This window comes from Nocardia yunnanensis (assembly GCF_003626895.1).
Lineage (GTDB): Bacteria > Actinomycetota > Actinomycetes > Mycobacteriales > Mycobacteriaceae > Nocardia > Nocardia yunnanensis.
In genome coordinates, this window is sequence record NZ_CP032568.1 from 869,694 (window position 1) to 883,510 (window position 13,817).

At 68.6% G+C, this 13,817-nt stretch carries 16 protein-coding genes; 14 read left to right on the forward strand and 2 right to left on the reverse strand.

Annotated features, from left to right (window positions below; translation table 11 throughout):
• Positions 1–8 precede the first annotated feature (8 nt).
• Positions 9–275, reverse strand: coding sequence for a DUF2277 family protein (locus D7D52_RS04080; protein WP_120735119.1), 267 nt, complete (start codon positions 273–275; stop codon positions 9–11).
• A gap of 152 nt (positions 276–427) precedes the next feature.
• Here D7D52_RS04080 and D7D52_RS04085 point away from each other — a divergent pair, with 152 nt between their 5' ends.
• On the forward strand, positions 428–1,252 hold the full coding sequence (locus D7D52_RS04085; RefSeq protein WP_120735120.1) for a DUF1266 domain-containing protein: 825 nt from the start codon (positions 428–430) through the stop codon (positions 1,250–1,252).
• A 42-nt stretch (positions 1,253–1,294) separates the two neighbouring features.
• On the opposite strand, the gene D7D52_RS04090 is transcribed toward D7D52_RS04085, so the two are convergent.
• Positions 1,295–2,158 carry a hypothetical protein gene (locus tag D7D52_RS04090; RefSeq protein ID WP_246023631.1) on the reverse strand — a complete coding sequence of 288 codons (864 nt, stop codon included), beginning with the start codon at positions 2,156–2,158 and terminating at the stop codon, positions 1,295–1,297.
• Between the two features lie 362 nt (positions 2,159–2,520).
• Between D7D52_RS04090 and ftsH the strand changes: the two genes are divergently transcribed.
• From ftsH to D7D52_RS04155, 13 genes are all read left to right on the forward strand, one after another.
• A complete protein-coding gene (ftsH, locus tag D7D52_RS04095; protein ID WP_120735122.1) occupies positions 2,521–4,878 on the forward strand; it encodes an ATP-dependent zinc metalloprotease FtsH in 2,358 nt (785 codons plus the stop codon).
• 152 nt (positions 4,879–5,030) lie between these two features.
• On the forward strand, positions 5,031–5,654 hold the full coding sequence (gene folE / locus D7D52_RS04100; protein ID WP_187703108.1) for a GTP cyclohydrolase I FolE: 624 nt from the start codon (positions 5,031–5,033) through the stop codon (positions 5,652–5,654).
• A 112-nt stretch (positions 5,655–5,766) separates the two neighbouring features.
• On the forward strand, positions 5,767–6,624 hold the full coding sequence (gene folP, locus D7D52_RS04105) for a dihydropteroate synthase (RefSeq protein ID WP_120735124.1): 858 nt from the start codon (positions 5,767–5,769) through the stop codon (positions 6,622–6,624).
• Positions 6,621–7,025 carry a dihydroneopterin aldolase gene (gene folB / locus D7D52_RS04110; protein ID WP_246023632.1) on the forward strand — a complete coding sequence of 135 codons (405 nt, stop codon included), beginning with the start codon at positions 6,621–6,623 and terminating at the stop codon, positions 7,023–7,025. The genes folP and folB overlap by 4 nt, the downstream gene beginning before the upstream one ends.
• Before the next feature lie 4 nt (positions 7,026–7,029).
• Positions 7,030–7,566, forward strand: coding sequence for a 2-amino-4-hydroxy-6-hydroxymethyldihydropteridine diphosphokinase (gene folK / locus D7D52_RS04115; protein WP_120735125.1), 537 nt, complete (start codon positions 7,030–7,032; stop codon positions 7,564–7,566).
• 31 nt (positions 7,567–7,597) lie between these two features.
• Positions 7,598–8,068: a DUF3180 domain-containing protein gene (locus D7D52_RS04120; protein WP_187703109.1), complete on the forward strand. Its 471-nt coding sequence runs from the start codon at positions 7,598–7,600 to the stop codon at positions 8,066–8,068.
• Between the two features lie 69 nt (positions 8,069–8,137).
• Positions 8,138–9,268, forward strand: a complete 1,131-nt coding sequence (locus D7D52_RS04125; protein WP_120735126.1) for a DUF6779 domain-containing protein — start codon at positions 8,138–8,140, stop codon at positions 9,266–9,268.
• Between the two features lie 168 nt (positions 9,269–9,436).
• Complete coding sequence (locus D7D52_RS04130) at positions 9,437–10,363, forward strand: Rossmann-like and DUF2520 domain-containing protein (protein ID WP_120735127.1); 927 nt, start codon at positions 9,437–9,439, stop codon at positions 10,361–10,363.
• Positions 10,363–11,289 carry a pantoate--beta-alanine ligase gene (gene panC, locus D7D52_RS04135; RefSeq protein ID WP_120735128.1) on the forward strand — a complete coding sequence of 309 codons (927 nt, stop codon included), beginning with the start codon at positions 10,363–10,365 and terminating at the stop codon, positions 11,287–11,289. Before D7D52_RS04130 ends, panC begins: the two co-directional genes overlap by 1 nt.
• Before the next feature lie 12 nt (positions 11,290–11,301).
• Positions 11,302–11,721 (forward strand): aspartate 1-decarboxylase, encoded by a 420-nt coding sequence (panD, locus tag D7D52_RS04140; RefSeq protein WP_120735129.1) that lies wholly within the window; start codon positions 11,302–11,304, stop codon positions 11,719–11,721.
• A gap of 11 nt (positions 11,722–11,732) precedes the next feature.
• A complete protein-coding gene (locus D7D52_RS04145) occupies positions 11,733–12,548 on the forward strand; it encodes a type III pantothenate kinase (protein WP_120735130.1) in 816 nt (271 codons plus the stop codon).
• Between the two features lie 193 nt (positions 12,549–12,741).
• Positions 12,742–13,353: a cysteine dioxygenase gene (locus D7D52_RS04150; protein ID WP_120735131.1), complete on the forward strand. Its 612-nt coding sequence runs from the start codon at positions 12,742–12,744 to the stop codon at positions 13,351–13,353.
• A 5-nt stretch (positions 13,354–13,358) separates the two neighbouring features.
• On the forward strand, positions 13,359–13,781 hold the full coding sequence (locus D7D52_RS04155; RefSeq protein ID WP_120743784.1) for a rhodanese-like domain-containing protein: 423 nt from the start codon (positions 13,359–13,361) through the stop codon (positions 13,779–13,781).
• Positions 13,782–13,817: the final 36 nt, after the last annotated feature.

Sequence of the window (13,817 nt, forward strand, 5' to 3'; positions counted from 1 at the left end):
CCCGCGTCTCAGCTCGCCTCTTCGGTGACCGATTCCCGATGGCGGCGACGCACCGGCGCGTCGCCCTCCGACGCCCGGCGTTCCGGCAATTCCGCGAGCAATTGCGTGGTGGCGGCGGCGATCGCCGCGACCGCCTTGTCCACGGCCGCCTTGGTCGTGGTCGTCAGACCCGAGACTCCGCCGACCTTGCGCACGTATTCCTGTGCGGCGGCGTAGATTTCCTGCTCCGTGGCAGCCGGCGTCAGCCCGCGCAGCAGGGTGATGTTCCCACTCATGCCCCCAGAGGTTAGCGCCCGATTACCCGCCGTGACAGGGCGAAATTCAGACAATTGCGCAAAAGTGCGATGGGGCAATGAAAGACGCAAAGAATCGAGACTTCCGGGCCGTGAACCAGCCGTAGCGAAGCGGAGGCAAATAGACTCCGTATATGCCCGCCCGTGACGTTCCTACGCTGACCACTTTCCCCTACCCGGAGCTGGACCAGCGCGAGGACGACCATTGGTCCGGTGCGCAGGTCTCCGACGACGAACTGCGCGCCCTCTCGCTCGGCGGCTTCTACTCCGCCCGCTGGGACGCCTTCCACGACGCGCTGCTGCTGGGTCCCGAACGCGAGCATCCGCTGGGTGATCGCCGGGAACTCGCCATCGACACCTTGACCGGCGCCTGGGGCATCACCGACGGCACCGAGGCCATGGCGTCGATGGAACAACTCCTCGACGGCATGCACGGCCCCCTCTACGCACTGGTGCATCCACTCGTCACGGCCGCCATCAACTCCCCTGAACGCGACCGCTTCGGCGAGCGCGCCGACCGGCATCGCGCCTTTCTGCGGCAGGTCGGGTCCTTCCGAGGCATGGAGAATCCCGAGGCGCTGGTTCGCGACTACGACATCTGGTCGCAGGCCATCAAACTCGGCCTCACCGACCATCTGGTCCGGCCGCTGCCCACCGATATCCAGGCCTGGGATCTGGCCCGCGTGGTCGCCGTGGCCCGCATGGCCTACACGGCCGGCTATCTCGACGCGGACGTCGCCTGGGACTACCTCATGCGCGCGCTGCCCCCGGCCCAGCGCAAGTACCGCAACTGGCGGCAGTTCGGCGACGCCTACCTGGCCGGCTGGACGTATTGGCAGGCGTGCGAGGACCTCGCGGAACTGAAGTCGGGTGGCGTGGATCGGCGCATGGAACTGCTGCGCCTGTGGATGCGCCCGACCAGCCCGTGGCGGCGCATCACCCTGCAGCCGGAGGAATAGCGGCGGAGGGTTGGGGGCTTGGCCCCCAACCATTCTCGGCGCCTAGTCCGGCAGCGACCGCAGAATTCCGCGCCCGTACCGCTGGAACTGCGCGTCGTCGACCATGCCGAGCGAATGCCGCTCGACCAACAGCTCCCATTCCGAATACAGCTTCGACACGCCAGGATCGGCGGGCCCGGCCGCGCCGTCGGCCACCTCGCGCTGGATCGCGAAATTCAAAGCGCCCGTGACCCGATCGGTATCGGCCCGATCGGTGCCGGAGAATTGCCAGGTCAGATTGCCGTCGCTGACCTCGACCCCGTATTCGCCGCCGACGGTGTCGGCCTCGTCGGTGGTGCGCGCCCACAGCAGGGTCGCGATCGGCAGTTCGTGGGCGAAACGCTTGCCCGCGCCGAGCGAGACGAAGATCAGCCGGGTGGTGGTGACGGCCAGCAGCCCGGTCCCCCGGGGCGCGGGCGGCCGCGCGCTGACCAGCGCCGCCTCCAGCACGTATTCGTCGGCCGTGACATACCGCTGCAGGGCCGCCACGGCCGGTTTGGCATCGCGTTTGGGCGCCATGCGCCGCACCGCGCGATCCACATCGGCGCGGGCGGGCCCGGTGCGACCCCAGGAGGGTGCGGGCGGGGTCAGGTCGGGAGCGGCCACGTCCAGCCGCTGGGTGGCCAGGATCTGATTGTTGATCCGCTCGACGATGACGGTGGCGGCGGGCACATCGTGTTCGGCGATGAGCACCGGCAGCGGGGTGCGGTCGGCGGGGACTCCGGTCAGGACCGGGGTGGGATAGCGCAGATAGATCTCGATGACGACGGCGTCATCGGCGCGCCGGTTCAAACGCACCTTCAGCAGGTCGCTCACCGGCACGTCGAGCACGCGCTCGCCGTCCGTTCCGGGTCGCAGTACCGTCAACCGCCCGTTACCGTGACGCACAATCGCCGTGGGTGTCCGTAGCTCGACTATGTCCATACCCCCTGCGCTCTGTTGTGTCGTCGCTCACGATAGGACGACCATGCCATGATTGTGACCACTCGGTCCGACACCAGGGGGTGATCGACCCGATGTGTTGCCGCTGATGGTCGGGGAACCACCCGCGTTCTCCAGCCGTTTACCTGTTGAACTGCACCAGCAGCCGAACTGCGCGATGTATCGACTAGACCGTACGCGGTAACGTGGCATGTCCGCATCCGTTCGCCGGAACGGGCGTGCCACACAAGCATCGCAGGCAAACCGGATACACCCCCCGGAAAGGACTGGCCGCCGGCCGACGCTCTATGAACCGCAAGACTGTGTTCCGCAACCTGGCCATAGTCGCGGGCTTTTTGCTCGTGATCTGGTTGGTCAGCTATTTCAGCAACGACACGCGCGGCTGGCATAGCGTCGATACCTCGGTGGCGCTGTCCCAGCTCCAGGACAAGAACAATGTCGAGTCCGTCCAGATCGACGACAAAGAACAGCAACTGCGCATCACGCTGAAGAACGGCAACGATGCCACCAAGGGCGAGACCAAGCTCATCTCCAAATACCCCGGCGGCGGTGAGGTGTCCGCGCAGGTGTTCAAGGCCGCGCAGGATTCCGGCGCCAAGGTCAACACCACGGTCAAGCAGGACTCCTGGCTGAGCCAGATTCTGCTGTTCATGCTGCCCATGGTGGTGCTGCTGGGCCTGTTCATCTTCGTGATGGCGCGCATGCAGGGCGGCGGCCGCGGCGGCATGATGGGCTTCGGCAAGTCGAAGGCCAAGCTGCTGTCCAAGGACATGCCCAAGACCACGTTCCAGGATGTGGCCGGCGCCGACGAGGCGATCGAAGAGCTCTACGAGATCAAGGACTTCCTGCAGAACCCGGCGCGGTATCAGGCGCTGGGCGCGAAGATCCCCAAGGGCGTGCTGCTCTACGGTCCCCCCGGCACCGGAAAGACGTTGCTGGCCAAGGCCGTTGCCGGTGAGGCGGGCGTGCCGTTCTTCACCATCTCCGGTTCGGACTTCGTCGAGATGTTCGTCGGCGTCGGCGCCTCGCGCGTGCGTGATCTGTTCGATCAGGCCAAGCAGAACAGTCCCTGCATCATCTTCGTGGACGAGATCGACGCGGTCGGCCGGCAGCGTGGCGCGGGTCTCGGTGGCGGTCACGACGAGCGCGAGCAGACGCTCAACCAGCTGCTGGTGGAGATGGACGGCTTCGGCGAGCGCACCGGCGTGATCATCATGGCGGCCACCAACCGTCCCGACATCCTGGATCCGGCGCTGCTGCGTCCCGGCCGTTTCGACCGGCAGATCCCGGTCGGCAATCCCGACCTCAACGGCCGCCGCGCGATTCTGCAGGTGCACTCCAAGGGCAAGCCGATCTCGCCCGACGCCGACCTCGAGGGTCTGGCCAAGCGGACCGTCGGCATGTCCGGCGCGGATCTGGCGAACGTCATCAACGAGGCCGCGCTGCTCACCGCGCGCGAGCACGGCAACGTGATCACCGGTGCGGCACTGGAGGAATCGGTCGACCGCGTCATCGGCGGTCCGCGTCGCAAGTCGCGGGTGATCAGCGAGCACGAGAAGAAGATCACCGCCTACCACGAGGCCGGCCACACGCTGGCCGCCTGGGCGATGCCCGATATCGAGCCCGTCTACAAGGTCACCATCCTGGCTCGCGGCCGCACCGGCGGCCACGCCATGACCGTGCCCGAGGACGACAAGGGCCTGATGACCCGCTCGGAGATGATCGCCCGCCTGGTCATGGCCATGGGCGGTCGCGCGGCCGAGGAGCTGGTGTTCCACGAGCCGACCACGGGCGCCTCGTCCGATATCGACCAGGCCACCAAGATCGCCCGGGCCATGGTCACCGAGTACGGCATGAGCGCCCGCCTGGGCGCGGTCCGCTACGGCCAGGAGCAGGGCGACCCGTTCCTGGGCCGGTCCATGGGCACCGGCTCGGACTACTCGCACGAGGTGGCCCGCGAGATCGACGAGGAGGTGCGCAACCTCATCGAGGCCGCGCACACCGAGGCGTGGGCGGTGCTCAACGACTACCGCGACGAACTCGACTCCCTGGCCACCGCGCTGCTGGAACGCGAGACCCTGCACCGCAAGGATCTCGAGACCGTGCTGTCGACCGTCGAAAAGCGGCCGCGCATCACGGCTTTCAACGATTTCGGCGATCGCACCCCCTCCGACCGCCCGCCGGTGAAGACGCCGCGCGAACTGGCCGCCGAGCGCGGCGAGCCGTGGCCGGAGGAGGAGAACCTGCGCCCGGTGGCGCAGCCCGCCAACGGTCATCCCGAACCGGTCTACGGCGGCGCCCCGCAATACGGCGGCTACCCGGCGGCTCCCGCGCCGCAGGGCTACCCGCTGCCGCAGGCGCCGTCCTACCCGCGCGGTGGCGCGCCGACGCACGGTTCGCGTCCGGATTACGGCGCTCCGGCCGGTTGGTCGGCGCCGGGCTGGCCGCCGCAGGACGACGATCAGGCTCCGCAGCCGCGCGGGGCGTACGGCGGCTGGGCGCCCGCGGGCAATCAGCGCTATCAGCCGGGCGGTGGCCAGTACCAGCCGGGCTACGGGCAGCCCGAGTATCCGGCCGCGCCGCCGGCGTCCGGGAATGACGAGGACGACAAGAACGGTTGGGACGGACCGAACGGTCGTCGCTGACCGCGGTCCCGATAGGCTCGTGGGGTTCGCGGCCCGGCTCGGCCGGGCTCGGCAGCAGGGCGGATGCCCCGCGGCCGAGCCCGCCCGAGTGGTCGGCGACCGCGTCCAGGCCGCGATTGCAATGTGCGGCAAGTCAACACAGGAGGTGTCGATTGTCGGCCACCAACAACACCGTCGTGTCCGGCCCGATCGCGCTGCAGACCGGCCGTGCCTTCGATCAGGATCGTGCCGAGAACGCTGTGCGCGAACTGCTGCTCGCGGTCGGTGAGGACCCGGATCGTCCCGGGCTCGCCGACACTCCGGCGCGGGTGGCGCGGGCCTACCGCGAGATGTTCGCCGGGCTGTTCACCGATCCGGCCGAGGTGCTCAACACCACCTTCGACGAGGGCCATCAGGAACTGGTGCTGGTCCGCGACATCCCCATGTACTCGACCTGTGAGCATCACCTGGTCGCCTTCCACGGGGTCGCGCACGTCGGCTACATCCCGGGCCGGCACGGCCGGGTGACGGGACTGTCGAAGCTGGCCCGCCTGGTCGACCTGTACGCCAAGCGCCCGCAGGTGCAGGAGCGGCTCACCAGCCAGATCGTCGACGCGGTGATGGCCAAACTGGATCCGCGCGGCGCGATCGTGGTGATCGAGGCCGAGCACCTGTGCATGGCCATGCGCGGCATCCGCAAGCCCGGCGCCTCCACCACCACCTCCGCGGTGCGCGGCAGCCTGCAATCCGATGCGGCGACTCGCGCGGAGGCCCTCGACCTGATTCTCCGGAAGTGAGCGCTGTGTCGAATTCGCCCTGCGCGTCGCTCCGGGCGGGCTCGCTCGGGAGCCGGGAGGAGTGGTGACCGCGCGCCTCTTGGCACCGCGTGGGGGGCGTTCCTGCGTGGTCATGGGCGTGGTGAACGTCACCAGCGATTCGTTTTCCGACGGCGGCCGCTATCTCGATCCGGGCCTGGCCATCGCGCACGGGCTGGAGCTGTACGAGATGGGGGCCGACATCATCGATGTGGGCGGGGAGTCGACGCGGCCCGGGGCGGTGCGCATCGACCCGGAAACCGAAGCGGCGCGGGTGGTTCCGGTGATTCGGGCGCTGACCGCGGCCGGGGTGCCGACCAGTGTGGACACCATGCGCGCGCGGGTGGCCGAGGCCGCCATCGAGGCGGGCGTCACCATGGTCAACGACGTCTCCGGCGGGCGCGCCGATGTGAACATGGTGAAAGTCGTTGCGGCGAGCCGGGTTCCGTGGATCCTCATGCACTGGCGGGCCGAGGCCAACTACGAGCACACCGGCCCCGCCGAGCAGTACGACGATGTGGTGACCAAGGTCTGGGAGGAGTTGAACGCGCAGGTCGAGTTCGCGCTCGCCGGCGGCGTCGACTTCGGGCAGCTGGTGCTGGACCCCGGCCTGGGTTTCGCCAAGAACGCCGACCACAACTGGGAGTTGCTGGGCGGCATGTTCTATCGCATGACCGAGATGATGGACGCCGGGCTGCCGGTGCTGATCGGCGCCTCGCGCAAGCGTTTCCTCGGCGGCCTGCTGGCCGATGCCGCGGGCCCGCGCCCGCCCGACGGCCGCGAGGTCGCGACCGCCACCATCTCGGCGCTGGCCGCCGAGCACGGCGCCTGGGGTGTGCGCGTGCACGATGTGCGGTCCTCGCTGGACGCCATCGCGGTCGTCGACGCCACCACGAATGCCGCGCGTCGGTTGCGGGACCGCTACCGGCGAGCGGCGGAGGAGAATCTGTGAGCACCGAATCGCCTGTGAGCACCGAATTGTCCGGGGACCGGATCGAATTGCGCGGCCTGCGCGTCTTCGGCCACCACGGCGTCTTCGACTTCGAGAAGCGTGACGGCCAGGAGTTCGTGGTGGATCTCACGCTGTGGACCGACTTCTCGGCCGCCGCGAAATCCGACGACATCGCCGACACCGTCCACTACGGCGAACTGGCCGACCAGGTGGTGGCGATCGTGGCGGGCGAGCCCCGCGATCTGATCGAGACCGTGGTGTCGAACATCGCCGACGACGTGATGGCCGATCCCCGCATCCGCGCGGTGGAAGTGGTGCTGCACAAGCCGTTCGCGCCGATCGCGCATACCTTCGAAGACGTCCGTGTAGTCACGTCCCGCCGACGCGAGCCTGAGGAGTAGAGCGGTGACCCGCGTAGTCCTGTCCATCGGATCCAATCTGGGCGACCGGCTGGCGCATCTGCGCAGTGTCGTGGCGGCGCTGGGCCCGCGCCTGGTCGCGGTCTCCTCGGTGTACTCGACCCCGCCCTGGGGCGGCGTGCCGCAGCAGGACTATCTGAATGCCGTTCTGGTGGCCGAGGATCCGGCCCTGGAACCCTCGGACTGGCTACGGCTGGGCCAGCAGCTGGAGCAGGCCGCCGGCCGGGTGCGAGAGGTGCGCTGGGGTGCGCGCACGCTGGATGTGGATCTGGTGTTCGCCGAGCAGCGCCGCCGCGATGCCCGGGTGGTGGTGCGCAGCCTGGATCCGGTGCTGACGCTGCCGCATCCCGAGGCGCATCATCGCGCGTTCGTGCTGGTGCCGTGGCTGGAGGTGGATCCGGACGCGGAGCTGGAGGTGACCGGCGCCGCGGCACGGTCGCTGCGAGAGTGGTTGTCCGCCTTGGATTCCGCGGAGGTGGCGGGTGTGCGCCGCACCGAGCTGACGCTGGGCTGGACGCCGTGATGCCGGACGCCCTCGTGCCGGAGCCGGCACTGTGAAGCCGACTCGCATTCTCGACCTGTCCGCGAATGTGCTGCTGGCGGCCATCGTGGCCTGGGTCGCCACCGATATGGCGTATTCGTCGTTCCCGCCGATCTCGGTGTTCTCCGGCGCCTCGCTGATCCCGGTGGCGCTGCTGGAGGCGGTGCTGGCGTTCGTGATTCGCCAGCGTAAGGACAATCACGGCATCGGACCGGGCTCGGGCCAGCTGCATCCGATCACGGCGGCCCGCGCGGTGGCGCTGGCCAAGGCGTCGGCGCAGGTGGGTTCGCTGGTGGGCGGCATCTGGCTGGGTTTCCTGGTGTGGCTGCTCATGCAGCGCTCGGATCTGCGGGCGGCGGCCTCGGATACGTCGGGTGCGGTGGTGGGGCTGGCCGGGGGAGTGGCGCTGGCGGCGGCGGCATTGTGGCTGGAGTATTGCTGTCGCGCGCCCATCGACCCGCCCGATGAAGCGGCAACTTCTTAGCTAACTCTTTGGTGTGCAGGATCGCCAAGGTGGGGGTCCTGGTCGGAAGATCAAGCTACGCTGGCGGACATGGTTTCACCCTCCCGTAGCAGTGCTTCCCGTCGGCGACGGGTGGATGCGGGAAAGTTCTTCACCGGCTTTCTGCTTCTTCTCGGACTGGTTGCCAGTATTTTCCTGATCTTCAGCGACAACGTCCACCTGATCCGGGTGGGCCTGCTCGCGGCCCTGTGGGCGGCCGCCATCGGAGCCCTCGCGGCCACCCGTTATCGCAGGGAAGCGGCCATCGACAAGGCCAAAGTGGGTGACCTCCAGAAGGTCTACCAACTGCAGCTCGAGCGCGAGGTTGCTGCCCGCCGCGAGTACGAACTGGGCGTCGAGACCCGGGTCCGCCACGAGGTCGGCGCCGACGCCACCGAAATGGCCGCGCTACGCGCCGAACTCACCGTCCTGCGCGAGAGCCTGCAGCGCCTCTTCGACGGCGACCTGCCCTTCGAACGCCCCGCCCTGCGCGCGGATGCCGTTCGCGTCCAGGAACTTCCGAGCCGCGAGCCCGAGTCGGCCACCCCGGCGGCGAACGATAACTGGCCGGAAGCCGACCCGTGGGACCCCTGGTCGTCCCCCGACCAGACCGAGGACGACGACGACCCCCGCGCCCGCATGGCCCCCAAAATCGACCCGGCCCACCCCGAAGCTGCCGCCTTCGCGACCCCCTTCGACGACCCGGTCACCGCCGAAACCTCGATCATCACCGACGCCATGCGCGAGGACTACGAGGCCAACCTGGCCGCCGCCGCGGCCGAGGCCGCCGCCGAGCCCCGGAAAACGGAGCCCGCCAACGACTCCCGGCCCGCGGAGTCCCTCACCAACCTCGGCGACGCCAAGACAAACGGCGACGCCAAGACAAACGGCGACGCCAAGACAAACGGCGACGCCAAGACAAACGGCGATGCCAAGACAAACGGCGACGCCGAGCCCAACGGTGAAGCGACCGCCACCGGCGAAGGCAAGGCCACCGGCGAAGCCAAGACCAACGCCGCCCCTCCCATCCCCCGCCTGACCCCCGACCCCCAGCCGTCCACCCCCGTCGGCCGCGCCACCGCCCGTCGCCGTCGCCGCGGCGACACCCCCGACCCGGAAGGCACGCACCGCCTCTCGGTCGCCGAGATCATGGCGAACCTCAAGTCCGAGAACGCCAACTAACCCGCCGTCCCCGCGAAGTCGCCGTTGGGGTTCGGGGGCGAAGCCCCCGAGAGTCACGAGAGTTGTCTATCCCACACTCTGTGGCTCCGGCGAATCGGCGGCGATATCCTCGCCCAGTAACGTCCGGTACCCGCAAGGCGGGACTGGAACGAACTTCGAGAGGACAAAGTGACCTCGGACAAGGATGTCTGGAGTGACCCTGCGCCCGCACGCCTGACGGTGGGAATCGTGTCGGCGGGACGCGTCGGCTCCGCAGTGGGCGCGGCACTCGAGCGTGCCGGTCATGTCGTATTCGGGGTGTCCGCGATTTCGGATGCCTCGCTGCGTCGTGCTGCCGCGCGCCTGCCGGAATCCCAGATTTTGCCCGCCGAGGACGTCGCCGCGCGCAGCGAACTGCTGGTCCTGGCCGTGCCGGACAGCGAATTGGCCGCTCTGGTGGCCGGTTTGGCGGCGGCGAACGCGGTCCGCCCCGGCACCATCGTGGCGCACACCTCGGGTGCGAACGGCATTGGAATTCTCGCCCCGTTGACCGCGCTGGGCGCGCTGCCGCTGGCCATCCACCCGGCCATGACGTTCACCGGCCATGACGAGGATGTGGCCCGTCTGGTCAATGCCTGCTTCGGCATCACCGCCGCCGACGACATCGGTTACGCCATCGCGCAATCGCTGGTGATCGAGATGGGTGGCGAGCCGGTGCGGGTGGCGGAGGAGAACCGCACCCTCTATCACGCGGCCCTCGCGCACGGCAGCAACCACCTGGTCACCTTGATCGTGGATGCGGTGGAGGCCCTGCGGGCTGCGCTCGCCGGACCGGGCCTGCTGGGTCAGCAGGTGATCGACGATCAACCCAACGGCCTGGCCGAACGCATGCTCGCGCCCCTGGCCTCGGCGGCTCTCGACAATGCCCTGCGCCGTGGCCCGGCCGCGCTGACCGGCCCGGTGGCCCGCGGTGACGTGGCCGCGGTGGCCGCCCATCTGAGTGCCCTCGAAGCCCTGAATCCCCGGCTGGCCGCGGGTTATCGCGCCCAGTCGCTGCGGTCGGCCGAGCGCGCCCAGCCCAACCCCGACCTGCTCGATCTCCTGGAAGGACGCTGATGGACCCGAAGCTGATCGGTTCGTACAAGCGCGGCGAACTCACCGTGCACCACGATCCGGCCGTCATGACGAAGGTCGTCAAGGCGTTGCGGTCGGTGGGCCGGCGGGTGGCGCTGGTGCCGACCATGGGCGCGCTGCACGAGGGCCATCTGGAGTTGGTGCGGCTGGCGAAGCTGACCAACACCACCGTCATCGTGTCGATCTTCGTGAATCCGTTGCAGTTCGGCGCGAACGAGGATCTCGACAAGTACCCGCGCACCCTGGACGCGGATGTGGAGCTGCTGCGCGGTGAGGGCGTAGAGCTGGTGTTCGCGCCCAGCGCCAAGGACATGTACCCGTTCGGCCCGCGCACCACGGTGCAGGCCGGTCCGTTCGGCGACATCCTCGAGGGCGCGACCCGTCCGGGCCATTTCTCGGGTGTGCTGACCGTGGTGTCGAAGCTGTTCCACATCTGCCAGCCGCACGAGGCGTTCTTCGGCGAAAAGGATTACCAGCAGCTGGCTTTGATCCGCCAGATGGTGGTGGATCTGAACATGGATGTGAAGATCGTCCCGGCCGCCACGGTCCGTGACGAGGACGGCCTGGCCAAGTCGTCCCGCAACCGCTACCTCAGCCCCGAGGAGCGCGAGACGGCCCTGACGCTGTCGGCCGCGCTGCTGGCCGGTCGGCATGCCGCGGGCCGCGGCCCCGATGCCGTGCTGGCCGCCGCCTCGGAAGTACTGGCGCTGGCCCCGCAGATCGAACTCGACTATCTGGCGCTGCGCGGTGCGGACTTCTCCGAGGAGTGGCCGACCGGCAATGCCCGCCTGCTGGTCGCGGCCCGGGTCGGCAGCACCCGCCTGATCGACAATATGCCCGTATCCATCGGCAAGCCGCTCGACGGCCTGCCCACCGTTCCCGACCAGCCTGCCCAGGCTTCTCTCTAGGAGGCGACGACGATGTTGCGCACCATGATGACGTCGAAGATCCACCGGGCCACGGTGACTCACGCCGATCTGCACTACGTGGGTTCGGTGACGGTGGATCAGGATCTGCTCGACGCCGCCGATCTGCTCGAGGGCGAGAAGGTCAGCATTGTCGACATCACCAACGGGGCTCGCCTCGAGACCTACGTGATCGCCGGCGAACGCGGTTCGGGCGTGATCGGAATCAACGGCGCCGCAGCGCATCTCGTGCACCCGGGCGATCTGGTGATCCTCATCGCCTACGGGATGATGGATGCCGAGGAGCTGAAGAACTATGCGCCGCATGTGGTTTTCGTGGACGAGCGCAATCGCCCGATCGATCTGGGCGCCGATCCCGCGCACGCCCCGGAGGGTTCGGATCTGATCTCGCCGCGCACCCTGTCGCTGGCCTGAGCGGCCGGGCCATGCTGCTGACCATCGATGTCCGCAACACCAGCATCGAGCTGGGCCTGTTCTCCGGCAGTGGGGATCACGCGAAGCTGGTGCGGCAGTGGCGGACGCACACCAATCCGCTGTTGACTGCGGACGAGTTCGCGCTGCAGGTGCGCGGTCTGATCGGCGCGGACGCCGAACAGGTGGTGGGGGTTTCGGCGCTGTCCACGGTGCCGCCGGTGTTGCGTGAACTGCGCGAGATGCTGACGCGTTATTGGGGTCACGTTCCGCATGTGCTGGTGGAACCCGGTGTGCGCACCGGTATTCCGTTGCTGGTCGACAATCCCAAGGAGGTCGGCGCCGATCGCATCGTGAATTGTCTTGCGGCATATCACCGTTATCGGTCGCCGGCCATCGTGGTGGATTTCGGCACCGCGATCTGTGTGGATCTGGTGTCGGCCAAGGGCGAATTCCTGGGCGGCAGTATCGCGCCGGGCGTGGAGATTTCCACCGAGGCGCTGATTGCCCGCAGTGCGCTGCGCCGGGCGGAATTGAGCCGGCCGCGTTCGGTGGTGGGCAAGAACAGTATGGAGTGCCTGCAGTCGGGCGCCATCTTCGGTTTCGCGGGCCTGGTGGACGGTCTGATCGACCGGATTCGCGATATCGAGGCCTTCTCCGGTGACGATGTGGCCGTGGTGGCGACCGGTGCGACGGCGCCCCTGATCGTGCCCGAGTCCGAGACCATCGAGCATCACGAACCGCATCTGACCCTGGACGGCCTGCGCCTGGTGTACGAGCGCAATCAGGCCCGCCGGGCCGCCCGGCCCGGATCCGACACCCGGCCGTGAACAGACCGGCCGGAATAAAAGTGACGCAGTCGTCGCCGGGAGCCCCTGTTGATTCCCGGCGCGCCTCTGTTAGGCTCGCCAGCGTGTATTTCCGCGTGCGCGCCCAGGAGTGTTGTCGAGGCTGATTCGCCTCGACGGTCGTCGAGGCTTCCTATAGCCCCCGGCCACTTTCACATTCCTTGGAGTTTCGCTCATGCGTTCCTCTGTTTTCTCCCTACCCGTCGATAGTCACGCTCCCGCCTCCCGGCTGCTGCCCGAGGTGACCGAGCGGGCCACCGCCTCCGCCCTGCCGACCCGGCTGCGTCCGGCCGATCTGCTGCGCCTGACCGACGAGGGCGCCCAGGACGTGCTGGAGGGCCGCTACGATCACCTGCTGCCCGAGGGTGGTCTGTGGCCCACCGAAAACCGTTGGGCGACAAGGCTTGTCGCCGACGACGAGGTGGACGTCTGGCTGATCAGCTGGGTCGAGGGCAAATACACCGAACTGCACGATCACGCCGGGTCGCTGGGCGCGCTCACCGTGCTGTCCGGCGCGCTCGCCGAATACCGCTGGAACGGCCGGGAATTGAAGCGCCGCACCCTCACCGCGGGTGATCAGGCGTCCTTCCCGCTCGGCTGGGTGCACGACGTGGTGCGCGCCCCCGCCGAGGAGGCCGGCATCACCGGCCCGCTGAATCCGACCCTGAGCGTGCACGCCTACTCCCCGCCGCTGACGGCCATGTCCTATTACGAGGTCACCGGCCACGGCACCCTGCGACGCACTCGTTCCGTCCTCACCGACCAGCCCGAAGGCGAACTCGAATGACCCACATGACGATCGACGGCATGCTCGCCCAGGCCCGCCGACAGCTGCGTCGCCTGCTCCCGATCGAAATGCCGCAGGCGATCGCGCGGGGCGCGATCATGGTGGACATCCGCCCGCAGGCGCAGCGCCTGCGCGAGGGTACGCTCCCGGGCGCGCTGGTCATCGAGCGAAATGTGCTGGAATGGCGGCTCGATCCGTCCAGCAGCGCGCGTTTGGCCATGGCCGCGCATCACGACGTGGAATGGATCATCGTCTGCTCGGAGGGCTACACCTCGAGCCTGGCCGCCGCCTCGCTGCAGCAGCTGGGCCTGCGTCGCGCGACCGATCTCGAGGGCGGGTACCAGGCCCTGAAAGCGGCCGGTCTGCTGACCGTCGCGTCCAGTGCCCCGCACTTCGAACGTGAGGTCGCCACTCTCGCCTGGCTCTGAGCCGGACTCGGGCCGCATGCGGTCCGGAGTGGATAC